Raw genomic sequence first — 21,346 nt, 5'->3', positions numbered from 1 at the left:
GGCCGCCGGGACTTATGCATATGACAACCTCTTCCACACGTCGATGGTCGGCGTTCGCGGTGTTGCTGGTGGGCGCATTTCTGCCGCCGCTGGACTTCTTCATCGTGAACGTCGCCCTGCCGTCCATCCAAAGCACGCTCCACACGAGCGCTGCGGAGCTGCAACTCGTCATTTCCGGATATGCCGCGGCCTACGCGGTTTTCCTTATCACAGGCGGACGGCTAGGCGATCTATTCGGACGACGAAGTATCTTTCTGATCGGCGTCACGGGCTTCGGACTGACATCGGTGATCTGCGGGCTCGCATCGTCGCCCGCCATACTGATCCTCGGGCGAGTGCTGCAGGGTCTGAGCGCCGCCGCCATGGCGCCGCAAGGACTGGCCTCCATTCACGCCCTGTTTCCAGAGAAAGAGCGTGCGCGCGCCTTGGGCCTATACGGCGCGGCGGTGGGTCTGGCCGCCGTAGCCGCGCAGGCGCTCGGGGGCGCGTTGATCTCTGCGGACGTCTTTCACCTTGAGTGGCGCGTCGTCTTTCTCATCAACTTGCCCGTCGTCGCCGCTGTTCTGATCTTCGGGCTGCCGTTGCTACCCGACGTCCGCGGTGACAGCCCGGCACCTGTAGACCGAATCGGCGTGCTGCTCTGCGCACTCACGCTGGCCTTGCTCATCGTGCCTCTGGTCGAAGGGCGGGAGTTGGATTGGCCGTGGTGGGCCTGCGCAATGCTGATCGCATCCCCCGTCGCCGGGGCGGGCTTCTGCCGATATGAGATGGCCTACGCCCGCCGAGGCGGTGTGCCTCTAATCAGCGTGGAGCTGATCCGCAGGCCCGGCCTGATGAGCGGGCTTACGGGCGTCCTTTTCTTCTACGTCGTCTCTGCATTCTTCCTGACGTTCTCCGTCTACCTCCAGGCGGCGCTTGGGATGAGCCCATTCGAGACAGGGCTGGTGTTCCTTCCGTTCGGTGTCGGCGCCTTCATCGGGCCGCTGACGACCCCGCTGGCCATTCGCCTCTTCGGCGACCGCGTCCCCGCCATCGGCATGATGCTGGAGGCCGCCGGCTGCATACTCCTCGCCGCCCTCGTGGCCGGCGCGCCCGGACAGATGCCGGCTCAGTTTCCGCTGATAGGAGCAGTAGCGCTCTTGGGATTCGGTCAGGGCTGGGCGCTGCCGACGCTGGTGCGCTCGGTTATCAATCGCGCACCGGCGACCGGTTCCGGGATGATCGCGGGCATCACGAATTCGGCGTTGCAAATCAGCGCAGCACTGGGTGTCGCGGTCATCGGCGGTGTTTTCTTCAGTGTCGCGGGGACTTCGCCGGATTCGGTGACCTTGGCCAGGGCACTGGTCATCGCCATGATGTGCGTCGGCGGCAGTCTGACCGTTTCGGCCGTCCTGTCTATCGTCGCTTCGAGATCGAGCATTCATGCCGCTGCGAGGGCGGCGCCTCGTTGAGTCCGGCGCGCCATCACTCACGGCATTGCAGGGCCGTGGACATGTCGATGGCGACCCCGTGCCATTTCGGCCAGCACCATCGTCGGTTCGAGCGCCAATGCGCCAGGACCGGCGCTCGGGCACCTTCAAGCGGGACCTGTCCGCCGAGCCGGAAGACGACGCCTCCCCCGCGCTCGATACACATCCGCGAGGGCACGCTCCGCAGTCTCTGTCGCGCTGAGCGCGAAGTCGGTCCGGCGCGATATCGTGTCTTATCCGCGGTTTGCATCGGTCGTCGAAGGCGCGTCTGTCGGCCCCTCAGAACGCCGGAATGATCGCGCCTTGATAGCGCGACAGGATGAACTGCCTGACTTCGGGAGACTGATAGGCGGCGACGATCTGCTGCACCCACGGCTTGTTCGCATCCTGCTCGCGTACGGCGATCAGACACGCGTAGACCCCGGAGCCGTCCTCGCGCAGGATCGTGTCCTTCGCCGGGTTGAGTCCGGCCTTGATCGCATAGTCCGCATTGACCGTCGTGGCGTCGAAATCGTCGAGCGTGCGCGGAAGCTGCGCCGCATCCACTTCCTTGAATCGGAAGTGCCTGGGATTGTCGATGATGTCGAGGGGCGTCGCGTTGACGCCCGTGACAGGATCGATGCCCTGTCGCAGCCGAATGCTGCCCGCCTTCTGCAACAGCAGGAGAATCCGGCTCTCGTTGGCGGGATCGTTCGGAATGCCGATGGTTGCGCCGTCCGGCAGGTCCGAGTACTTCCGGTAACGCTTCGAATAGAGTCCGATCGGCCCGATCCACGTGCGGCCGATGCCGACCAGCTTGTAGCCGCGCGCGCGAATCTGCGAGGAGAGGAAAGGCCGGTGCTGGTAGCTGTTGGCATCGAGATCGCCTGCGTCGAGGGCCGCGTCGGGCTGAATATAGTCGTTGAACGACACGATCTTGATGCGCAGACCGTAGTCGCGCTCCGCGACCTTTTTCACCGCCTCGAAGATTTCCTCATGAGGTCCGCTCGTCACGCCGATCTTGAGCAAGGGCGTTTCCGCCTGCGCGGTCGCGCTCACGACCACGGCAAAAAATGCGCATAGCAGCGCGCGCAGAAGGGAAAGGGAGAGTCGTTGCACGAGAACTGTGTCCTTGTCGTGAGGATGGCGAACCCGGTCATTCTATGGACCCGATCCCGTTCCGATAACCAATCCGTTGGCATAACCTTATGCCGGCCTGCCTTCGGTTTCGGCGCGCGTCACGGCAGGATGTAAAGGTCCGCGAAATTGCCTCTCAGACCTTCGCCTGTGGATGCATGGTTCTTCACTTTGGTCGATGCGATCGTGATGTTCGGATTGGCGCCGAACTCGATCGACGGAATATCGTCATGCACGATCTGCTGGAACTGCCGGAACAGCTGACGGCGCCTGTTTTCGTCGGTTTCCACCGAGGCCGCTTCGAGCAGTCGGTCCACTTCCGGATTCGAATAGTGCGCGGCCTGAAGATCGCGCGCAGTTTGCTGGAATGGCCGCGCGCCATGGCGAAAGCGCATGGCGCGGCGCGTCGTCTCACGAATAGAACGACGGCTTCGGAATTCGTCCGTTGAGCGCCCAGTCGCCCAGCTCGCGCACCTTGTAATCGAGCGGATCGTGCAGCGTATGCACGCGCACATTGCGCCAGAAGCGGTCGAGCCGCAACGCCGCCGTCGTCGAGCGCGCGCCCGTCACTTCGAACATGCGATGCGCGACGTCGAGCCCCGCGCGCGCCGCCGCCACCTTCGCCGTGGCGACTGCGACGGCCACTTCGCCGCGCTCGCTTTCGGTGAGGGAAAGGCCGCGCGCCCACGCGCAATCGAAGGCCTGCATCGAACGTTCGACTAGCAGACACGCCCCTTCGAGCGCGACAAAGAAGTCGCCGTAGTGCGCGATCACGTACGGATCCTCGGCGGGACGCTCGGCCTGCGAGGCAATCCACGGCCGCGTCTGCGCGAGCGTCGCGTCGCGCGCCGCCTGCAATGCGCCTTCGCCGATGCCGAGATAGATATGGCACAGGATCGACTGCGCGAGCAGCGGCCGCAGCGTCGCGAACGGGCTGGAAAGCGGTCCGGGATTGAGCAGCAATTCGTCCGCCGCGATGGGCACGCGCTCGAAGATCACCGTGCCGCTGTCGGTCTGGCGCTGCCCCATGTTGTCCCAGTCGTCGAGCACGGTGATGCCCGCGCGATTCGTCGGTGTGATGCCGATCAGCAGCCGCCCGTCGCCATCGAACGCGGACGCGAGCAGCTGGTCCGAATCGCGGGCGCCGGAACAAAAGCTCTTGCGGCCATCGAAGACATAGCCGCCGGCGTCGCCTGGCAGCGCGCGCGTGCTCTTGTCGAGCGGATTGAGCGCGTTGCCCCAGAACCAGCCCTGCGCGACAGTCTCACGCGACCAATGGCGAATCTGCGCATCGCTGCCGAAGAGGCGGATCGTCGCGAGTTGCAGATGATGGAACGCGAACAGATGCGCGAGCGAGCTGTCGACTCGTGCCATCCGTCTGACGACATCGAGCGTCGTCGACCACGGAGCGCCGTCGCCGCCGTACTCCACCGGCAACGACAGTCGCAGCAGGCCGCTCTCGCGCAACAGGCGGCGCTCATGAAAGGCGGTTCCGCCGGCCTTGTCGCGTGCCGCGGCGGTTTTCGCCCATTCGCGCAGCACCGCTTCCAAAGGCTCGGCCCACGGGGCGTCTTGAGTGCGGCTCATTGCAGTGTCTCCTGTCGATGAAGGGTGCGCCGTGTTCGATGCCCGGCTTTGGCGTCAAACCGGAAAACCATAGATAAATACATTGGTTTGGCTTGGATGGGCCGATTTGTAAGCTTGTCGCGCACCATCGACGATAACCGCTTCGCTGCCTCGCGCGCGCGAAGCAAGAGGAGAACCCAATGAAGAAGTTCCATCCGTTGCGGGCCGGCGTGCTGGCCATCGCATCGAGCGCAATGATCGCATCGCTCGCGCAGGCCGCCGATCCGAACAAGCCCGAGATTCGCTTCGGCGCGACGGCCGGTCCGTACTCGGACCAGATTCGCTACGGTATCAAGCCACAGTTGGAGAAGGAAGGTTACAAGGTGACGATCGTCGAGTTCAGCGACTACGTGCAGCCGAACCTCGCGCTCGCCGACGGCGCGCTCGACGCCAACGCATTCCAGCACGAGGTGTATCTCAAGAAGTTCTCGGCGGATCACAAGCTCGCGCTCTCGGAGCTCGTGAAGGTGCCCACCGCGCCGATCGGACTCTACAGCCACAAGCACAAGCGCCTCGACGAGCTGAAGGACGGCGCGACCGTGTCGCTGCCGAACGACGTCACCAACCAGGCGCGCGCGATCATTCTGTTGCAGCAACTCGGCTGGGTGACGCTCAAGCCCGGCGTCGATCCGGTGAAATCGTCGGAGCGGGATATCGCGTCGAATCCGCACAGGATCAAGCTCGTGCCGCTCGAAGCCGCGCAACTGCCGCGCTCGCTCGATGACGTCGACTATGCGTTCGTGAACGGCAACTTCGCGCTCGCGGCCGGCCTCAAGCTCAATGACGCGCTCCTGCTCGAAAAGATTCCGCCGTACTACCTGAATCTCGTTGCGGTACGCACGGCCGATCTGAACAAGCCGTATGTGACGGACATCGCGAACGCGTACCGGTCGGCGGATTTCGCGCGCGTGATCGAGCAGCGCTTCGCGGGATTCTCCAAGCCGGCGCAGTAAGCGGGAACGCTGCGGCGCAACGCTCAAGGCCGCAGCCCTTCGACGGCTTCGAGCCGCGACGCCGCATCGTCGCGGCGGCTTCTCGACAGACGCGGATTGAACGCGGCGTGCAGCGCATCGCTCAGCAGATTGAGCGCGAGCACCGTCAGGGCGATCGCCGAGCCGGGCACCGCGATCATGTACCACGCGGTGCGCAGCGCTTCGCGCCCGGTGCCGACCATCGAGCCCCAGCTCACCACGTTCGGATCGCCGAGCCCGAGAAACGACAGCGCCGCCTCCGACAAAATCGCGTTCGCGACGAGCAGCGCGGTCGAAACGAGAATCGGCGTGAGCGCGTTGGGCAGGATCTCGATGAAGATCAGATGCGCATCGCTTGCGCCGAGCGCGATGCTCGCGCGGACGAACTCGCGCTCGCGCAGCACGATGAACTCGCCACGCGTGAGCCGCGCGATGCCCGGCCACGCGGTCACGCCGAGCGCGAACACGATCGTCGAAAGCGACGGCGTGAGAATCGCCACGAGGATGATCGCGAGCAGAAACGGCGGCACGGTCTGGAAGAACTCGGTGATCGCCATGAGCACGCGGTCGATCGCGCCGCCGAAGTAACCCGCGACGCCGCCGATCAGCACGCCCAGCACGAGCGCGATAACGGCGACCGTCCCGCCGACGGACAGCGAGACGCGCGCGCCGTGAAAGAGACCGGCGAGCAGGTCGCGGCCCATCAGGTCGGTGCCGAGCGGAAACGCGCGATCGGCGCCGGGCCATTGATAGGGCGCGGCGACCATGTCGAGCGGATCGCCGGGAAAGAGCCAGTTGGCCGAGAGCGCCGCGACAAGCGCCAGCGCGAGCAGGAGCGCGCCGACGAACGCGGAAGGCTGGCGCAGGAAAGTGAGCGGCTTCATCGGTTCGACCTCGTGCGTGGATCGACGAGTCCGTAGAGCAGATCGACCATCAGATTGAGCAGGACGACGAGACACGCCGAGAGCAGCAGCACGCCGACCAGCAGGTTGACGTCGCGGCTTTTGATGGCCTCGAACGACAGTTGCCCGAGCCCCGGCCAGCCGAACACCGTCTCGACGATCACCGAGCCGCCGATCAGCGCGCTGCCCTGCAGGCCGAGCATCGTGAGCACGGGCAGCACCGCATGGCGCAGCGCATGATGCGTCGTCACGTACCACGGCCGGCCGCCCTTCGCGCGCGCGGTGCGGATGAAATCTTCCTGCAGCGTCTCGATCATCGAAGCCCGCGCGAGCCGCGCGAAAATGGCCACGTAATACAGCACGAGCGTCGCGGCGGGCAGCACGAGATGGCGCAGATGATCGAGCAGGCGCGAAACGCCGCGATGCGCAACGTTTGTATCGGCGACACCGCCGATCGGCAGCCAGTCGAGATGCACGCCGAAGACGACGATCAGGAGCAGCGCGGTCCAGAACATCGGCGCGGAATAGCCGATGGTCGCGAGCGTGGAGACGAGCGTATCGACGACGCCGTGCGGGCGGCGCGCGGCGAGCACGCCGAGCATGAGCCCGAGACTGACGGAGACGACGAGCGCCGTGCCGATCAGCGCGAGCGTGGCGGGCAGGCGCGCGAAGATCAGCGACGCGACCGGTTCGCCGAAGCGAAACGAAAAGCCGAGATCGAGCCGCAGCGCATGTTCGATGTAATGCAGCAGTTGCCACCCGACGCCGTGATTCAAGCCATATGCTTCGCGTAACTGCGCGACGTATTGCGGCGACACGTTGCCGCTCTCGCTCGCGATGACATCGACGAGATCGCCGGGCATCAGCTTGAGCAGCACGAAGTTGAGCACGGTGGTGCCGAGCAGCACGAGCACGAGCTGAATCAGCCTGTGCCCGATCCTGCGTCCCGCGAGCGCCGATGTAAGCCGCATGACGGTCACGCCTTGTCGAACCAGACGCGCGCGAAATTGGCGCGCGAATGGCTGGCGGTGTCGGTGACGTTGCGCAAGTCCTTCGCCCACACGCCGAACCAGCGGAACTCGAACAGATTGATGAGCGACAGGTCGCGCTGCGCGATCTTCTGCAACTCGACGTATAGGTCGCGCCGTTTGGCCGGATCGGTTTCCGTCTGCGCCGCTTCGATCACGCGGTCCATCTCGGTGCTCGCATAGCCGGACGCGTTGAACCACGGCGTGCCGTTGGAGGCCGCCTTCGACCAGTAATGCTGCTCGATGCCGATCTGCGGATCGAGGCCGTCCGTGCCCCAACTGCTGATGAGCTGGAAGTTGTAATCGGTGAAGACGTTCTTGATCCACGTCGGCAAGTCTTGTCCGCGCAGATTCACGTCGATGCCCACGCGCCGCAGCGCCTGACGCACGAACTCGCCGGTGCGCCGATAGTCGTCGCCGTAGGGAATGAAATCGTGATCGAGCTTGAAGCGCCAGCCGTCCGCCTTCTTCGGGAATCCGGCCTTGTCGAGCAAGACCTCGGCGCGCTTCGGATCGTACGGATACTGCTGCGTATCCGCCGTATAGAAAGACTTCACCAGCGACGACTCCGGCCCCGTCGCGGGCACCGCGTAGCCGCCCCACACGGTCTTGACGAGCACGTCGCGGTTGATCGCGTGCGCGATCGCCTGACGCACTTCGAGCTTGCCGAGAATCGGATCGCGCAGATTCGGTTCCAGCCAGAGCCACGCCGCGTAGCCGTTATAGCCTTCACGCGAAACGACGAGATGGGGCAGCTTCGCGAGCCGGTCGGCATCGGCGAAAGTCACCGGATTGCGTTCGCCATATTGCGCCGCGCCGGTTTCCAGCGCGGTCGCGCGGCCGGAAACGTCGGGCGTGATTTTCCATGTGATGCGGTCGAGATACGGCTGACCCGGCGCCCAATACTTGTCGAAGCGGTCGAGCACGATGCGGTCGCCGCGCGCCCATTCCGTGAACTTGAACGGACCGGTGCCGACCGGCTTGTTGTTGTACGGATTGTTGCGGATGTCCGTATTCTCATAGAGATGCTTCGGCAGGATCGGCGTGCCGAGCGAATCGAGAATGCCGAAGGTCGCGGGCGTCGATTTCGACAGATGCAGCACGACCGTATGCGCATCCGGCGTATCGATCTTCGTCAGGTATTGCAGCACGCGCCGCGACGCCGGGCTGATCTTCAACCACACTTCCTCGGCTGAGAATTTGACGTCGGCGGACGTGAAGGGCTGGCCGTCGTGCCAAAGCGCATGGCGGCGCAGCCTGAAGGTCCATGCGAGGCCGTCGGGCGAGACGGTCCAGCTCTCCGCGAGCTGCGGGCGCGGCTTGAGGTCCGGGCCGTATTCGACGAGGCCGTCGAAGATCTTGCTTGCGACCGCGCCGATCATCGTCGCGGAATTGACGAAGAAGGCGAGCGTCGGCGGTTCCGGATGGATGACCGCCGTGAGCGTGCCGCCGCGCTTCGCGCCGTTCAGCGTGATCGGCGTCGTTTCGGTCGTGGCCCAGGCGTTGCCCGTGAACACGAACGGCGTCGCCGCGCCCGCGACGAGCGCGCCCGCGCCCTTGAGCAGCCTGCGCCGCTTCAGATCGGCCACGGCGGCGCCCAGCGGATCATCGCGGAACAGAAGCGTCGAGGTCGAGGTCGAGGTCGGCTGCGGCTTGCGCTTGAAAGTCACGATCAATTTTCCTTGTATCGAATAAGAATGGCGCATGCGATGACGGCACCGCGTCGATCAGCGCGCGCGTGTAGGTGTGTTGCGGCGAAGTCCAGATCGAAGCGTGATCCCCGCTCTCGACGATGCGTCCCGCCTGCATCACGAGCACGCGGTCGGCGATATAGCGGACCACCGACAGGTCATGCGAAATGAAGAGCAGCGCGAGGCCCAGCTCGTGCTTGAGGTCGGCGAGCAGGTCGAGAATCTGCGCCTGAATGGAGACGTCGAGCGCGGACACGGGCTCGTCGCAGATGACGAGTTCCGGCCGCAGCACGAGCGCGCGCGCGATGCCGATGCGCTGCCGCTGCCCGCCCGAGAACTCGTGCGGATAGCGCCGCAGCGCCGATTCCGGCAGACCGACGGCATCGACGATGCGGCGAATCCTGTCGTGCCGTTCGCGCCGGTTCGAGACGCCGTGAATGGCGAGCGCATGACCGAGCGTGCGTTCGACGGTATGACGCGGATTGAGCGAGCCGTACGGATCCTGAAAGATCATCTGCACGCGGCGGCGATAGGGCCGCAACGCACGCCGTCCACGATGCGTGACATCGTCGCCGTCGAAGACGATGCGCCCGCCCGTGGGCTCCACGAGCCGCGTCAGCGCGCGCGACAGCGATGACTTCCCGCATCCCGATTCGCCGACGAGGCCCACTGTCTCGCCCGCGCGAATCTCGAAGCTGACGCCGTCCACGGCGCGCACGCCGTCGTAGTCGACGCGCACGTCGCGGGCGTCCAGCAGCACGCGCGCGGGCGTTTCGGCGGTGGATCGCGGCTTGGCGCGCGGCGCGTCGGTGAGCCGCGCGTCGCGATAATGCAGTCCCGCGCCGAAATGCAGCGACGCGCTGAGCAGCGCGCGCGTGTACGGTTGCGCGGGCTGCGTGAACAGTTGCCGGCTCGATGCTTCCTCGACCTTCGCGCCGTCCTTCATCACGACCACGCGATCCGCCCAGCGCCCGACTATGCCGAGATCGTGCGTGATGAGCAGCACGGCCATCGACAGTTCGCGCCGCAGGCGGTCGATCAGCGCCAGAATCTGCGCCTGAATGGTGACGTCGAGCGCGGTGGTCGGCTCGTCGGCGATCAGGAGGCCGGGGCGGCACGCGACCGCGATGGCGATCATCACGCGTTGCCGCTGTCCGCCCGACAGTTGATGCGGATAGTGCGCGAAGCGCCGGCGCGGCTCCGGCAGATGCACGAGTTCGAGCAGCTCGAGCGCTTCCTTGCGCGCGGCCTGAGCGGACATCGGGCGATGCAGCGTGAGCGCTTCGGCGACCTGCTTGCCGACGGGCTGAAGCGGATTCAGCGAGGTCATCGGCTCCTGAAAGATCATGCTGATGCGATCGCCCCGCAGCGCGCTCCATTCACGCTCGCTTTGCGCGAAGAGCGGTTTCCCTTCGAAGCGGATCGCGCCTTGCACGCGCGCACGTTCCGGCAGCAGTCCCATCGTCGCGAGCGCGACGGTCGATTTCCCGCTGCCCGATTCGCCGACGAGCGCGACGATCTCGCCACGCGCGATCGTCAGATCGAACGGGCGAACCGCCGCATGGCCGCCGAAGGACACGCTCAACTGGTCGATCTCGAGCAGGGGCGTCGCGGCGCTCATGTCGCCTGCCTGTCGGCCGGCCCGGACGGATCGCGGAAGCCGGCGGCCGTGTGACGCGCGCCGAGCCGCGCGCCGCCGCCGAAGAGCTTCTCGCGCAGCGTGCCTTCTGCATACGCCGTCTTGTAGATGCCGCGCGACTGCAATTCCGGAATGACGAGATCGATGAAGTCCTCGTAGCTTTCCGGCGTCACGGTCCGCGTGAGATTGAAGCCGTCGATGCCGGCCTCGTCGACCCAGGATTGCAGCGCGTCGGCCACCTGAACCGGGTCGCCGACGATCGTCGTGTAGCGGCCGCCCAGTTGCATCTGGTCGAGCAGATGCCGCACGGTGACGCCGCGCTTGCCGTCGGTCACGCGCTGCACCGACGATTCGATGCCGCGTCCCTTGTGGCCGCCGGGCGGCGCGAGTTCGTCATCGGGCGCGTAAGTCGAATAGTCGATGCCGCTGCCCGCCGCGAAGTGCGCGAGACCCGCTTCAGGACTCGCATACCGCGCGTACTCGGCGAACTTCTCTTCGGCTTCGCGCTGCGTGCGGCCGACTACCACGGTGATACCCATGATGATCTTCAGATCGCCCGCATCGCGTCCGGCTTCGACGGCTTGCGCGCGCAGCGCGTTCACGAGCTTGCGCGTGCCTTCCTTGCTCTGGCTCGACACGAACACGCATTCGGCATGACGCACGGCGAACGCCTGGCCGCGCCCCGACGATCCGGCCTGGAACAGCACCGGCGTGCGTTGCGGCGACGGCTCGCACAGGTGATAACCGTCGACGTCGTAATAACGGCCGCGATGCCGCACCTTGCGCACCTTCGCGGGATCGGCGAACACGCGCGCCTCGCGGTCGCGCAGCACGGCATCGTCCTGCCAGCTTCCTTCCCACAGCTTGTAGAGCACGTCCAGATACTCGTCGGCGCGATCGTAGCGCTCGTCGTGCGCGATCATCTCGGTTGCGCCCATCGCGCGGGCGGCGCTGTCGAGATAGCCGGTCACGATGTTCCAGCCGATACGTCCCTCGGTCAGATGATCGAGCGTCGAGAAGCGCCGCGCGAGCAGATACGGCGCTTCATAGGTGAGATTGACGGTGATGCCGAAGCCCAAGTTCTGCGTCGCGGCGGCCATCGCGGAGACGAGCATCATCGGATCGTTGACGGGTAACTGCACCGACTCCTTCAGCGTGACATCGACCGATTGCTGATAAACGTCGTACACGCCGACGATATCCGCGATGAACAGCCCGTCGAAGAGGCCACGCTCCAGCAGCTTCGCGAGGTCGGTCCAATAGGAGAGTTTGCGATAGTCCGTCGAGCGGTCGCGCGGATGGGTCCAGAGGCCATGATTGATATGGCCGACGCAGTTCATGTTGAACGCGTTCAGAATGATGTGCTTCTTGCTCATGAAAGGGCGGGGCGATCGAAGAAAAAGTCAGGCCACGCCGATGCGCCATTGGCCCGGCGGCAGCGTGCCGTTCACGGCGAAATCGCCGACGATCCGGTCCTTGTAGATGCGCGGATTGTGCGACGCGATCGTGCGCGCGTTGCGCCAGTAGCGGTCGAGCCCGGCGGTGCGCAGCGTCGCGGATGCGCCGAGCGCGTCGAACACGCTCGCGCTCGCGTCGAGAACGAGTTGCGACGCGACCGTCTGCGCCTGCCAGATCTCGATCTCCGTTTCCGCGATGACGGCGAGCGCATCCGGCCTGTCGAACGACGCCGCCGCGCGTTCGAGCGCGCGCGCCGCCTGCGCGACGATCGCGCCGGCCGTCCAGGCGTGCGCGCGGGCGCGGCCGACTACTTGCAGCAATTGCGGATCGTCCGCGGCGCGCGTGCTGACCGCGTGGCTGTAACTGCGCGTGCGCGCGGCGATGGCGGCGGCCGCATCGCTCGCGACGGCCCGGCCGATGCCCGCGAGCGTCGCCAGATGCACGAGCTGATAGAACGCTTCGGAGTACGGGAACGGCGCGCGGCCCGCGACGATTTCGCGTTCGTCGACCTTCACGTTGTCGAAGCGGCTCGTGCCGCTCGCGGTGAGGCGCTGGCCCATGCCGTCCCAGTCGTCGATCACTTCGACGCCGTCCGCACGACGATCGACCGTGACGGACACGGCCTCGTCGTCCGCATTGGTTGCGCCGACGTGGATCCAGTCGGCGAAGAGCGAGCCGGTCGTATAGAACTTCGTGCCGTTCAGATGCCAGCCGTTCGCGTCGCGGGTGAGGCGCGTCGCGAACTGGCTGCGCGGCGCTTCGCCCGTCTCGGACCACGCCGCCCCGACGATGACGCCCTTCGCGAGCCGCGCGAGCCATCGCTCGCGTCGTTCGACGGGACTGTCGAGCGCGTGCTCGATGAAGCCGAAGTGCGCGCGCAGCGCCTGCGTGATGTTCGAATCGGCTTCCGACAACTCGATCAGCAATTCGAACAATTCGACGAGGCGGATGCCCTGGCCGCCATAGTCGGCCGGCACGCGCAAGGACGTGAAGCCGGCGTCGCGCAGCCAGGCGATTTCGTCGGTGGGAAGACGGCGTTCGAGCTCGCGCGCGACGCTCTGTGCGCGGATGCGAGCGAACACGGGCCGAAAGCGCGCGGCGAGCGCGGCGTACCGTTCCGTGGGACCGGGACCCCACGCTGCGCCGACTTCGACGCCGGAAGGCAGGGGAGCATTGCGATCGAAAGGCATGGCGCTCCGATGTGATTCGTGAAAGCGTCGATTATCTGCAACCCGTGCGCCAACGCTAAACGATGAATCATCAGAAGCTAAGCGCAATCGCCGCTATTCGCCGTTATCTGGTGTCGACGGCCATCTTCGCGGCAGGCGCGTGGGCCAGGCGAGCAGCTATAACCTCGAGCCACCGCTGGTCGCGCTTGCGCTCGGGCTGATCGACCGTCTGACGATGCCGCGGGTTCCTCGCGTGCAATGCATTGCAGAAAAGCTTCGTTGTTGAACCGTTCCGGCGAGCCTAGATTCGATCTGTCGAACCTAGCCAGCGGGGCGTGCAATCATGAGCGATGTCGTGATCGAGCAGCCGGTCGAAGTCGAGGCCGGGTTGAACTATCTCGTGCCTACGGGCGTGAAGCCCGCCTCCTACGCCTACGATCCGCCGCCCGGCGTGCCGCGCCGCACCGGCGAATATCGCACGCACGCGGTGAGGATTTCGAATGCGCGGCTGCGACCGCCGCCGGGCGGCCTGTCGCTGGACCGGAATGGTTTCGAGTTGCATCGCGAAGCGAGCGCGCTCAGCGATTTCTCCGACGATGCCGCGATTCGTTCGGTCTACTACCCGCAATCCGAGCGCCTGCTGAAGCAATGGACGGGGGCGAAGCGCGTCGTCATCTTCGATCACACACTGCGGGATGGCGCGGCGGCACGCGCGAACGGCGTGAAGGAGCCGGTGCATCTGATCCACAACGATCAGACCTTCGTTTCCGGGCCGCGCCGGGTGCGCGATCATCTTCCCGCCGATGAAGCCGCCCGCCTGCTGCAAGGGCGCTTTGCGATCGTCAATCTGTGGCGGCCGGTGGGCGAGGTCGTGGAATCGTCACCGCTCGCATTGTGCGATTCGCGCAGCATCGACGAACGCGATGCGGTCGCGCAGGACTTCATCTATCCGACGATGACGGGCGAAACCTACGCGTTCGTGCATAACCCGCTGCATCGCTGGTACTACTTCCCGCTGATGTCGCCCGACGAGGCGCTGCTCATCAAGATCTACGACTCGGCCGGCGACGGCGTTGCGCGTTTCACCGCGCACACGGCCTTCGACGATCCCGCATCGCCGCCCGATGCACGGCCACGCCGCAGCATCGAGTTGCGCAGCCTGCTGTTCTTCTGAGGTACTGCCGAGCAAGCCTGGTACGCGCTGCAAATACGAAAAGGTAACTCGGTATCGCAGAGGAAGGCATCGCACGCGGCCGCGAAAGCAACGAACGAATTCGGCTACGGCGCGCAATGGGCGAGCTGCGGGAAAGCATCGCGGGATTGCAGCGATATGCATAGTCGAAACGCTTCGTTGGCGACGCGTCTTGTCGATGCTTCAATGTTTCCGTCGCATTGAATGCGGCCTGCATCCGACAAACGCAAACCACAACGGAGATTTTCGATGTCCGAACTTTCCACGCTCGCCGCCGAATCCACGCTGTCTCCCGTCACGTCGAATGAACCGTTCCAGGTGCGCCCGATCGGCGGGCGCATCGGCGCCGAAGTGCGCGGCGTGACGCTTTCCGCCGATCTCGACGATAACGCCATCGCCGCGATCAACAATGCGCTGCTCGAACACAAGGTTCTGTTCTTCCGCGGCCAGTCGCATCTCGACGACGCCGCGCAGGAAGCCTTCGCCGCGCGTTTCGGCGAGACCGTCGCGCATCCGACCGTGCCGTCGCTTTCGAGCGGAAGCCGTCTGCTCGAACTCGATTCGAAGCATGGCACGCGCGCGAATTCATGGCATACGGACGTCACGTTCGTCGATGCTTATCCGAAGATTTCGATTCTGCGCGGCGTCGTGATCCCGCCCGCCGGCGGCGACACGGTATGGGCCAACACGGCCGCCGCATATGCGAACCTGCCGGAAGCGCTGCGCGATCTCGCCGACAAACTCTGGGCGCTGCATTCGAACGCCTACGACTATGCCGCCACGCGCAACGTGCCCGATACGGAATCCGAGCGCGAGTACCGCAAGCAATTCACCTCGACGCTCTATGAAACGGAGCATCCGGTCGTGCGCGTGCATCCGGAAACGGGCGAACGCACGCTCGTGCTGGGTCACTTCGTGCAGCGCTTCATCGGTCTTTCGCAGCGCGATTCGGACCGTCTCGCCGAAATCTTCCACGATCACGTCACGCGCCTCGAAAACACCGTGCGCTGGCGCTGGACGCAAGGCGATGTCGCGATCTGGGACAACCGCGCGACGCAGCATTACGCGGTGGCCGATTACGCCGATGCGCATCGCGTCGTGCGTCGCGCGACCGTGCACGGCGATGTGCCCGTAGGCATCGACGGGCGCAAGAGCCGCATCGTCAAGCAGGAAACGCGCACCGCCTGACGCGTGGCGCGATACCCCATGCACCGGCGATCGCATCGCCGGCGATCCACTCTTTCTCATTGCACGATGACACTACGATTCAAGCTCTTCGTCGGCGCGGCGACGCTGTTCGCTGCGCTCATCGGTCCCGCGCAGGCCGCCGATCCGGCCGTGGTGCGCATCGGCGTCGCGCAGCAGGGAACCGGCGATCCGCCCGTTTTCGGCGGCTCGCCCGCGGCGACCGCGCTTTTGCAGCATCGCGTCGAAGATGCGTTGCAGCCCGAGCACATCAAGGTCGAGTGGATCTTCTTCAAGGGCGCGGGACCCGCCGTCAACGAGGCGCTCGCGAACAAGCAGCTCGACTTCGCGTATCAGGGCGATTTGCCTTCCGTGCTCGGCCGCGCGAACGGATTGAAGACGCATCTGCTGCTGGCGTCGAACGTCCGGACCGGTGTGTACCTCGCGGTGCCTCCTGATTCGGACATCAAGAGCGTCAAGGATCTGAAGGGCAAGCGCGTCGGCATCTTTCGCGGGACGAATCTGCAACTCGTCGCCGATAACGTGCTGAAGCAAAACGGCCTCAGCGAACGCGATCTGCGCGTCATCAATCTCGATACCGCTGCCTCGCAGGCCGCGCTGGCGTCGAAGGGCGTCGATGCGGTGTTCCTCGACTACTCGCTCTTCAAGCTGCAACGTCAGGGGCTCGCGAAGATCGTCTATGCATCGCGCGATGACGGCGTGCAGTTCACGCGCCAGGCGCATCTTCTCGTGCTCGAAGACTACGAGCGCGCGCATCCCGACACGGTGCAGAAGGTCGTGACCGCCGTGGTGCAGGCCGCGCAATGGTCGTCCGATGAAACCAATCGCAATGCACTCTTCGCGTTGTGGGCGAAGAGCGGCGTGCCGGTCGAATCGTGGTCGTCCGAGTTTGCGAATCAATCGATGAAGGACCGCATGTCGCCGCTCATCGATCCGTTTCTGGTCGCGCGTTATCAGGCCGTCGCCGACGATGCGTTGCGTCTGAATCTGATTCGTCAGCCCGTCAGCGTGAATGGATGGTTCGAGCCGAAGTATCTGGATCAGGCGCTGAAGTCGCTGAAGCTCGAAGCCTACTGGCCGCGTTTCGATGCAACGGGCAAGCCTTCCGGCGAACGTCTCGCGGAGAACAGATAAATGGCCAATGCACTGACGCGTGTGTTTCAGCCCGCGGATCGTGCGCGCGGAATGTCATCAACTGATGCGTGGCGCACGATCGGCTGGACTGCGTTGCCGTGGATCGTGCCCAGCGTCTGCGCGTTGCTGTGGGTGCTCGGCTCGCACTACGGCTGGATCTCCGCGCAAGTGTTGCCGGCGCCCGCGCTCGTCTTCGAAACGCTCGGCGCACTCGCGAAGAGCGGCGAGTTGTGGACGCATCTGCTGGCGAGCACGACGCGCGCCGCTGTCGGATTCGGCGGCGGCGTGCTGCTCGGCATCGCGCTCGGCGGATTGCTCGGCCTGTCGCGCACGCTGGAAGCCTACGTCCTGCCGAGCTTCAACGCGATCGTGCAAGTGCCGGTGCTCGGCTGGTTGCCGTTTCTCATGATCGTCGTCGGCATCGGCGAGCCGCTGAAGTATCTGCTGATCGGGCATGCGGCGCTCGTGCCCGCCACGCTCTCGACACTGCAAGGCTTTCGCGGCACGCCGCGTGCGTTGCAGGAAGTTGCGTCGGTGTATCGCTATACGCGCTGGCAAGTCATCACCCGCGTGACTTTGCCGTCCGCGATTCCGGTCATCGGCACGGGCGTGCGGCTCGCGTTCACGAAAGCGTGGCTGACGCTCGTCGTCGTCGAGCTCGTCGCGTCGTCGGAAGGGCTGGGTTATCTGATCGTGTATGGACGTCAGCTTTTTCAGCTTGATCTCGTGCTGGCCGCGGTGCTGATCGTCGGCGCAATCGGCTATGCGGCAGATCGCCTGCTCGATGCATTCGAGCGCAAGCTGCAACGCGGCCGCGTCAATTGAGGATCAGCCATGTCGACTCTGGATTGGGAAGCGGGAACAGTCAAAGGATCGTGGCGCGGACTCGTGCTGCCGATAGCCGCGCTCGCCGTGTGGTGGTACGTGTCGCGCGATGCGCAAGTGGGGCGAGGCGTGATGGTTTCGCCTGCACACGTGTGGAGTACGGCGGTCGATCAGGTCCGCAGCGGGGCGCTCGCGCGTGCGTTGTCGGCATCGCTTGCGCGCGAGTTGACGGGCTTTGCGATCGGCACCAGTCTCGGCCTCGCGCTCGGCGCATTGCTCGGCATATCGAAGCTCGCGAATCGCGCGATCGCACCGAGCTTCAACACGTTCAAGCAAGTGTCGCTGTTCGCGTGGATTCCGTTGATCTCCGTGTGGTTCGGACTCGGCGATGTCGCGAAGGTCGTGTTCCTGTCGCTTGCCGCGCTCGTGCCCGTCGTGATGCATACGAGCGACGGCATCCGCGCCGTTCCCGCGAACTGGCTCGACGTGGCGCGCGCATATCGCTATGGCAGGCTGCAAACGGTGGCCTATGTCGTGGTGCCCGCAGCGTTGCCGTCCATCTTCACGGGCGTGTATCTGGCGCTCATCTATTCGTGGCTCGCGACGCTCGGCGCGGAGTATCTGCTCGTTGCGGGCAGCGGCATAGGCAATACGCTCGTCGATGGCAGCGAACAGTTTCGTATGGATCTCGTCGTGTTCGGCGTGATCGTGGTCGGTTTGACGGGGTGGGCGTTGAATGCTTTCGCACGCGGCGTGCAGCGGCGCTGGTTCGGCGCGTCGCGCGCGGCTTGAGGAGAATCCGGATATGACGACGCAAATAGAGCAAGACAGTGGCCTGACGCTGCGGCACGTGAGCAAGCGCTTCGCTGGCGATGCGGGGCCGCCGGTGCTCGATCGCATCGAGCTGTCGATTGCGAGCGGCGAGTTCGTGAGCATCGTCGGGGCGAGCGGTTGCGGAAAGTCGACGTTGCTGCGGCTCATCGCGGGCCTCGATGGCGATTACGACGGCGAGATCGATTTCGGCGGCGAACGCGTCGTGACGACGGATCTGTCGCGCGGCATCGTGTTTCAGGATCATCGGCTGTTTCCGTGGCTCGATGTCGCGCAGAACGTCGCGGTCGCGTTGCGCAACGCGCCGTTATCGAAGGCCGAGAAGGCGCGCGCGGTGGCCGAGCATATCGAGCTCGTCGGATTGAAGGGCTACGAGCGGCTTTATCCGCATCAGTTATCGGGCGGCATGGCGCAGCGCGTTGCGATTGCGCGAGGACTGGTGAACCGGCCGCGTCTGCTGTTGCTCGATGAACCCTTCGGTGCGCTCGACGCACTTACGCGAAGCCGCTTGCAGCTCGAATTGCAGCGGATATGGGAGCATGAACGGATCACGATGGTGCTCGTCACGCACGATGTGGAGGAAGCCGTGCTGCTGTCGGACCGGATCGTGGTGATGCAGGCGCGGCCGGGACGCATCGGGGAAGTGGTGGATGTATCGCTGCCGCGGCCGCGAAAGGTTGGAGATAGCAAGGTCGCCAGGTTGCGCGACGATATCGTGGACAGCTTCTTTACCGAAGCGGCCTAAAGCTGCGCTTCGATCGCCGCTTTATCGATAACGGACCACACGCGCTCGATCTTGCCATCGCGGAACTCATAGAAGACGTTCTCGCAAAACACGACGCGTCTTCCATCGATATGCAGGCCGAGGAAGTCAGCCTTCGGCGTGCATTCGAAGCGCAACCGGCAAGCGACGCGCGGCGGCTCCGCTATCAGCAGTTCGATATCGAAGCGGAGGTCCGGAATTTCGCGCACATCTTTCTTCAGGAGCTCGCGATAGTCATCGAGCGTGAGCGCGCGCGCGTTGTACTGCAGCGCATCGTGAACGAACGCGCCGAGATTCGGCCAGTCGCGCGCATTCAGGCAAGCGATGTATTGCCTGTAAATATCTGAAAGCATCGTGTGCGCTCCAAAAGGAATGGTGATGCGCTTATCGTAGCGTTGTGCGTTCGGCGGTGAACCGACCCGCGCAGCGCTCAATCCTCATCGACGACTCGCTAACCAACAAGCTTACTTCGAATGGCACGCGCAATGCTGAACGCAGGGATCACATTTCCCCGCCGGAGTTCTCCATGCCTTTTCGCGGCCAACCCGATCAGCTTTTGCCCAACGCCGCGCCCGCCGAACCGGAAGCGGGGCGCCGTTCGTTTCTGACACGCGGCGGCGCGGGCATTGCAGTCGCGCTCGCGGCCGGAACCGGCAGCGCATGGGCCGCCGGTCCTTCAGGTGCCGATGCCAATCAGGTCAAGCTGCCGCTGATTCAAGATCCGAACACGGAGCAGAAGGAAGAAACGCCCGACGCGAATCTGCCGCCCGACGCGCGCATCGGCTATGCGATCGTCGGGCTCGGACGTCTTTCGTTGAATCAGATTCTGCCCGCGCTCGCGCAATGCAAATACTCGAAGGTGGCGGCGCTGGTTTCCGGCGATCGCGAAAAGGCGCGGCGCGTCGCGCGTCAATACGGCATCGCCGATGCCGACATCCACGATTATCAGGACTTCGAGCGTCTTGCAGACAATCCGCGCGTGCACGTCGTGTATATCGTGTTGCCGAACGGCATGCACAAGGCGTTCACGCTGCGCGCGGCGAAGATCGGCAAGCATGTGCTCTGCGAGAAGCCGATGGCGAACAATGCCGCCGACTGCGAGGCGATGGTCGAAGCGATGAAGCGCGCCAATCGCAAGCTGATGATCGCGTATCGCAGCCAATACGAGCCGATGGATCGCATGGTTGCGAAGATGGTCAAGGAGAAGAAGCTCGGCACATTGCGCGAGTTCATCGCGGGAAATTCGCAAAATGTGGGCGATCCATCGCAATGGCGCTTGAAGAAGGCGCTCGCGGGCGGTGGCGCAATGCCCGACATCGGCCTCTATTGCCTCAACGCGGCGCGCTTTCTGTCGAACGAAGAGCCGATGGAAGTCGTCGCGACGGTGCATCGCCCGCAAGGCGATCCGCGCTTTGCCGAGGTCGAGGAATCGGTGCACTTCATCCTGCGCTTTCCGAGCGGACTCACGGCGACGTGCATGTCGAGTTATGCAAGCCACGAATCCCGTTTCTTCAGGCTGCAAGGCGCACAAGGCTGGGTCGAGATGGATCCGGCGTTCGGCTATAACGGATTGCGCTTGCGTCACGGCATGCTCGTCGACGGCAAGAGCGCGACGACCGAAGTGCAGATCGATCCGCAGAACCAGTTCGCGCGCGAAATCGATCACATGTCGGTCTGCGTGAAGGACGATCTCGTGCCGCACACGCCGGGCGAGGAAGGCTTGCAGGATCAGCGGATCATCGACGCGATCTACGAATCGGCGCGCACCGGCCGCGCCGTGAAGCTCGCCCAGCCGGATGCGCCGACGCGCGGGCCGGAGCCGCAGGAAGAGACTTTCTGATCGGTTGCGAACGGGTGGCATGCGGCGCGTGCGGAAGAGATAGCGCACGAGCACGCTCGCCGCGTTGACGCCCGTCGCGAGGTGGACGCCTTGTGCGCGGTAAGGATTGGCCAGCACGACGTTGGCGAGAATCTTAACCGCGAAGCCTCAGAGATCATGCGATAGCGCGTTTCGCTCGCGAACTGATTCGCGAGTCCGCAGCGGAACAGTTTCGTCACAGCGACGGTGTCTCCGGCGTGAACGCGCCCCTCTGAAACAACAGGTTGATCCCCCGCAGAAAAAGAAGCACTTTCGCCGTGGCCCGCCCCGCGCGTGCGCCAACTCTCGCACGATCGGCAAAGACGGGCGGTACATCAGCCGTCCCTCGCGGCATCAGCGATGCTAATAGCCGAAGACGCCGTTATCAGATCGATTTGACGGGGCGCGCCGGGCATTCATTCAGGCTTGCTGCTTAACCGCCCATTCCCGCGCGTCCCATTGATACGG

At 64.7% G+C, this 21,346-nt stretch carries 19 protein-coding genes; 9 read left to right on the top strand and 10 right to left on the bottom strand.

Annotation, left to right across the window (positions count from 1 at the left end):
• Nucleotides 1–14: 14 nt before the first annotated feature.
• Complete coding sequence (locus BG60_RS09025) at nucleotides 15–1,451, top strand: MFS transporter (protein WP_033535661.1); 1,437 nt, start codon at nucleotides 15–17, stop codon at nucleotides 1,449–1,451.
• 297 nt (nucleotides 1,452–1,748) lie between these two features.
• Here BG60_RS09025 and BG60_RS09020 read toward each other — a convergent pair whose 3' ends face one another.
• From BG60_RS09020 to BG60_RS09010, 3 genes are all read right to left on the bottom strand, one after another.
• Nucleotides 1,749–2,567: a MetQ/NlpA family ABC transporter substrate-binding protein gene (locus tag BG60_RS09020; protein ID WP_034471132.1), complete on the bottom strand. Its 819-nt coding sequence runs from the start codon at nucleotides 2,565–2,567 to the stop codon at nucleotides 1,749–1,751.
• A 119-nt stretch (nucleotides 2,568–2,686) separates the two neighbouring features.
• Nucleotides 2,687–2,980 carry a peptide ABC transporter substrate-binding protein gene (locus BG60_RS09015; protein WP_008345409.1) on the bottom strand — a complete coding sequence of 98 codons (294 nt, stop codon included), beginning with the start codon at nucleotides 2,978–2,980 and terminating at the stop codon, nucleotides 2,687–2,689.
• 16 nt (nucleotides 2,981–2,996) lie between these two features.
• Nucleotides 2,997–4,172 carry an acyl-CoA dehydrogenase family protein gene (locus tag BG60_RS09010; protein WP_008345411.1) on the bottom strand — a complete coding sequence of 392 codons (1,176 nt, stop codon included), beginning with the start codon at nucleotides 4,170–4,172 and terminating at the stop codon, nucleotides 2,997–2,999.
• Nucleotides 4,173–4,351: 179 nt separating this feature from the next.
• On the opposite strand from BG60_RS09010, the gene BG60_RS09005 reads away from it, so the two are divergent.
• Nucleotides 4,352–5,164 carry a MetQ/NlpA family ABC transporter substrate-binding protein gene (locus BG60_RS09005; protein WP_008345412.1) on the top strand — a complete coding sequence of 271 codons (813 nt, stop codon included), beginning with the start codon at nucleotides 4,352–4,354 and terminating at the stop codon, nucleotides 5,162–5,164.
• Nucleotides 5,165–5,187: 23 nt separating this feature from the next.
• Here BG60_RS09005 and BG60_RS09000 read toward each other — a convergent pair whose 3' ends face one another.
• The 6 genes from BG60_RS09000 to BG60_RS08975 are packed head-to-tail and all read right to left on the bottom strand — an operon-like array spanning nucleotide 5,188 to nucleotide 13,090.
• On the bottom strand, nucleotides 5,188–6,066 hold the full coding sequence (locus BG60_RS09000) for an ABC transporter permease (RefSeq protein ID WP_008345413.1): 879 nt from the start codon (nucleotides 6,064–6,066) through the stop codon (nucleotides 5,188–5,190).
• Nucleotides 6,063–7,055: an ABC transporter permease gene (locus tag BG60_RS08995; protein WP_008345414.1), complete on the bottom strand. Its 993-nt coding sequence runs from the start codon at nucleotides 7,053–7,055 to the stop codon at nucleotides 6,063–6,065. The genes BG60_RS09000 and BG60_RS08995 overlap by 4 nt, the downstream gene beginning before the upstream one ends.
• Before the next feature lie 5 nt (nucleotides 7,056–7,060).
• Complete coding sequence (locus tag BG60_RS08990; RefSeq protein WP_008345415.1) at nucleotides 7,061–8,782, bottom strand: ABC transporter substrate-binding protein; 1,722 nt, start codon at nucleotides 8,780–8,782, stop codon at nucleotides 7,061–7,063.
• The gene (locus BG60_RS08985) at nucleotides 8,718–10,424 is read right to left on the bottom strand and encodes an ABC transporter ATP-binding protein (RefSeq protein ID WP_034471130.1); all 1,707 of its coding nucleotides are present in this window, start codon (nucleotides 10,422–10,424) and stop codon (nucleotides 8,718–8,720) included. The genes BG60_RS08990 and BG60_RS08985 overlap by 65 nt, the downstream gene beginning before the upstream one ends.
• Nucleotides 10,421–11,818 (bottom strand): LLM class flavin-dependent oxidoreductase, encoded by a 1,398-nt coding sequence (locus BG60_RS08980; RefSeq protein WP_008345420.1) that lies wholly within the window; start codon nucleotides 11,816–11,818, stop codon nucleotides 10,421–10,423. The genes BG60_RS08985 and BG60_RS08980 overlap by 4 nt, the downstream gene beginning before the upstream one ends.
• A 27-nt stretch (nucleotides 11,819–11,845) precedes the next feature.
• Nucleotides 11,846–13,090 carry an acyl-CoA dehydrogenase family protein gene (locus BG60_RS08975; protein ID WP_033535660.1) on the bottom strand — a complete coding sequence of 415 codons (1,245 nt, stop codon included), beginning with the start codon at nucleotides 13,088–13,090 and terminating at the stop codon, nucleotides 11,846–11,848.
• Between the two features lie 322 nt (nucleotides 13,091–13,412).
• Here BG60_RS08975 and BG60_RS08970 point away from each other — a divergent pair, with 322 nt between their 5' ends.
• The 6 genes from BG60_RS08970 (at nucleotide 13,413) to BG60_RS08945 (ending at nucleotide 19,002) form a co-directional block, all read left to right on the top strand.
• Nucleotides 13,413–14,243 (top strand): CmcJ/NvfI family oxidoreductase, encoded by an 831-nt coding sequence (locus tag BG60_RS08970; RefSeq protein WP_008345423.1) that lies wholly within the window; start codon nucleotides 13,413–13,415, stop codon nucleotides 14,241–14,243.
• A 267-nt stretch (nucleotides 14,244–14,510) separates the two neighbouring features.
• The gene (locus BG60_RS08965) at nucleotides 14,511–15,449 is read left to right on the top strand and encodes a TauD/TfdA dioxygenase family protein (protein ID WP_008345425.1); all 939 of its coding nucleotides are present in this window, start codon (nucleotides 14,511–14,513) and stop codon (nucleotides 15,447–15,449) included.
• A gap of 66 nt (nucleotides 15,450–15,515) precedes the next feature.
• Complete coding sequence (locus tag BG60_RS08960; protein ID WP_008345426.1) at nucleotides 15,516–16,601, top strand: ABC transporter substrate-binding protein; 1,086 nt, start codon at nucleotides 15,516–15,518, stop codon at nucleotides 16,599–16,601.
• A gap of 51 nt (nucleotides 16,602–16,652) precedes the next feature.
• Nucleotides 16,653–17,426 carry an ABC transporter permease gene (locus tag BG60_RS08955; protein WP_235366137.1) on the top strand — a complete coding sequence of 258 codons (774 nt, stop codon included), beginning with the start codon at nucleotides 16,653–16,655 and terminating at the stop codon, nucleotides 17,424–17,426.
• A gap of 9 nt (nucleotides 17,427–17,435) precedes the next feature.
• On the top strand, nucleotides 17,436–18,218 hold the full coding sequence (locus BG60_RS08950; protein WP_008345434.1) for an ABC transporter permease: 783 nt from the start codon (nucleotides 17,436–17,438) through the stop codon (nucleotides 18,216–18,218).
• A 13-nt stretch (nucleotides 18,219–18,231) separates the two neighbouring features.
• A complete protein-coding gene (locus BG60_RS08945; protein ID WP_033535709.1) occupies nucleotides 18,232–19,002 on the top strand; it encodes an ABC transporter ATP-binding protein in 771 nt (256 codons plus the stop codon).
• Here the strand turns inward: BG60_RS08945 and BG60_RS08940 are convergent.
• Entirely contained in the window at nucleotides 18,999–19,373 is a 375-nt protein-coding gene (locus BG60_RS08940) for an ester cyclase (RefSeq protein ID WP_008345436.1), read from the bottom strand. The genes BG60_RS08945 and BG60_RS08940 overlap by 4 nt on opposite strands.
• A 173-nt stretch (nucleotides 19,374–19,546) precedes the next feature.
• Here BG60_RS08940 and BG60_RS08935 point away from each other — a divergent pair, with 173 nt between their 5' ends.
• Nucleotides 19,547–20,860: a Gfo/Idh/MocA family protein gene (locus tag BG60_RS08935; protein ID WP_008345437.1), complete on the top strand. Its 1,314-nt coding sequence runs from the start codon at nucleotides 19,547–19,549 to the stop codon at nucleotides 20,858–20,860.
• The last annotated feature ends 486 nt before the right edge of the window (nucleotides 20,861–21,346 follow it).

The sequence above is a fragment of the Caballeronia zhejiangensis genome, from assembly GCF_000698575.1.
Classification (GTDB): domain Bacteria; phylum Pseudomonadota; class Gammaproteobacteria; order Burkholderiales; family Burkholderiaceae; genus Caballeronia; species Caballeronia zhejiangensis.
Note: the sequence above shows the minus strand (reverse complement) of the source record. Positions and strands in the feature narration are given on the sequence as shown.

Excerpts from the sequence above, each read along its gene's own strand:
- BG60_RS08995 (WP_008345414.1), bottom strand. The coding sequence starts at position 7,055 with ATGCGGCTTACATCGGCGCTCGCGGGACGCAGGATCGGGCACAGGCTG.
- BG60_RS08985 (WP_034471130.1), bottom strand. The coding sequence starts at position 10,424 with ATGAGCGCCGCGACGCCCCTGCTCGAGATCGACCAGTTGAGCGTGTCC.
- BG60_RS09000 (WP_008345413.1), bottom strand. The coding sequence starts at position 6,066 with ATGAAGCCGCTCACTTTCCTGCGCCAGCCTTCCGCGTTCGTCGGCGCG.
- BG60_RS08955 (WP_235366137.1), top strand. The coding sequence starts at position 16,653 with ATGTCATCAACTGATGCGTGGCGCACGATCGGCTGGACTGCGTTGCCG.
- BG60_RS08975 (WP_033535660.1), bottom strand. The coding sequence starts at position 13,090 with ATGCCTTTCGATCGCAATGCTCCCCTGCCTTCCGGCGTCGAAGTCGGC.
- BG60_RS08980 (WP_008345420.1), bottom strand. The coding sequence starts at position 11,818 with ATGAGCAAGAAGCACATCATTCTGAACGCGTTCAACATGAACTGCGTC.
- BG60_RS08965 (WP_008345425.1), top strand. The coding sequence starts at position 14,511 with ATGTCCGAACTTTCCACGCTCGCCGCCGAATCCACGCTGTCTCCCGTC.
- BG60_RS08940 (WP_008345436.1), bottom strand. The coding sequence starts at position 19,373 with ATGCTTTCAGATATTTACAGGCAATACATCGCTTGCCTGAATGCGCGC.
- BG60_RS09015 (WP_008345409.1), bottom strand. The coding sequence starts at position 2,980 with ATGCGCTTTCGCCATGGCGCGCGGCCATTCCAGCAAACTGCGCGCGAT.
- BG60_RS09005 (WP_008345412.1), top strand. The coding sequence starts at position 4,352 with ATGAAGAAGTTCCATCCGTTGCGGGCCGGCGTGCTGGCCATCGCATCG.
- BG60_RS08935 (WP_008345437.1), top strand. The coding sequence starts at position 19,547 with ATGCCTTTTCGCGGCCAACCCGATCAGCTTTTGCCCAACGCCGCGCCC.
- BG60_RS08970 (WP_008345423.1), top strand. The coding sequence starts at position 13,413 with ATGAGCGATGTCGTGATCGAGCAGCCGGTCGAAGTCGAGGCCGGGTTG.
- BG60_RS08960 (WP_008345426.1), top strand. The coding sequence starts at position 15,516 with ATGACACTACGATTCAAGCTCTTCGTCGGCGCGGCGACGCTGTTCGCT.
- BG60_RS09010 (WP_008345411.1), bottom strand. The coding sequence starts at position 4,172 with ATGAGCCGCACTCAAGACGCCCCGTGGGCCGAGCCTTTGGAAGCGGTG.
- BG60_RS08950 (WP_008345434.1), top strand. The coding sequence starts at position 17,436 with ATGTCGACTCTGGATTGGGAAGCGGGAACAGTCAAAGGATCGTGGCGC.
- BG60_RS09025 (WP_033535661.1), top strand. The coding sequence starts at position 15 with ATGCATATGACAACCTCTTCCACACGTCGATGGTCGGCGTTCGCGGTG.
- BG60_RS08945 (WP_033535709.1), top strand. The coding sequence starts at position 18,232 with ATGACGACGCAAATAGAGCAAGACAGTGGCCTGACGCTGCGGCACGTG.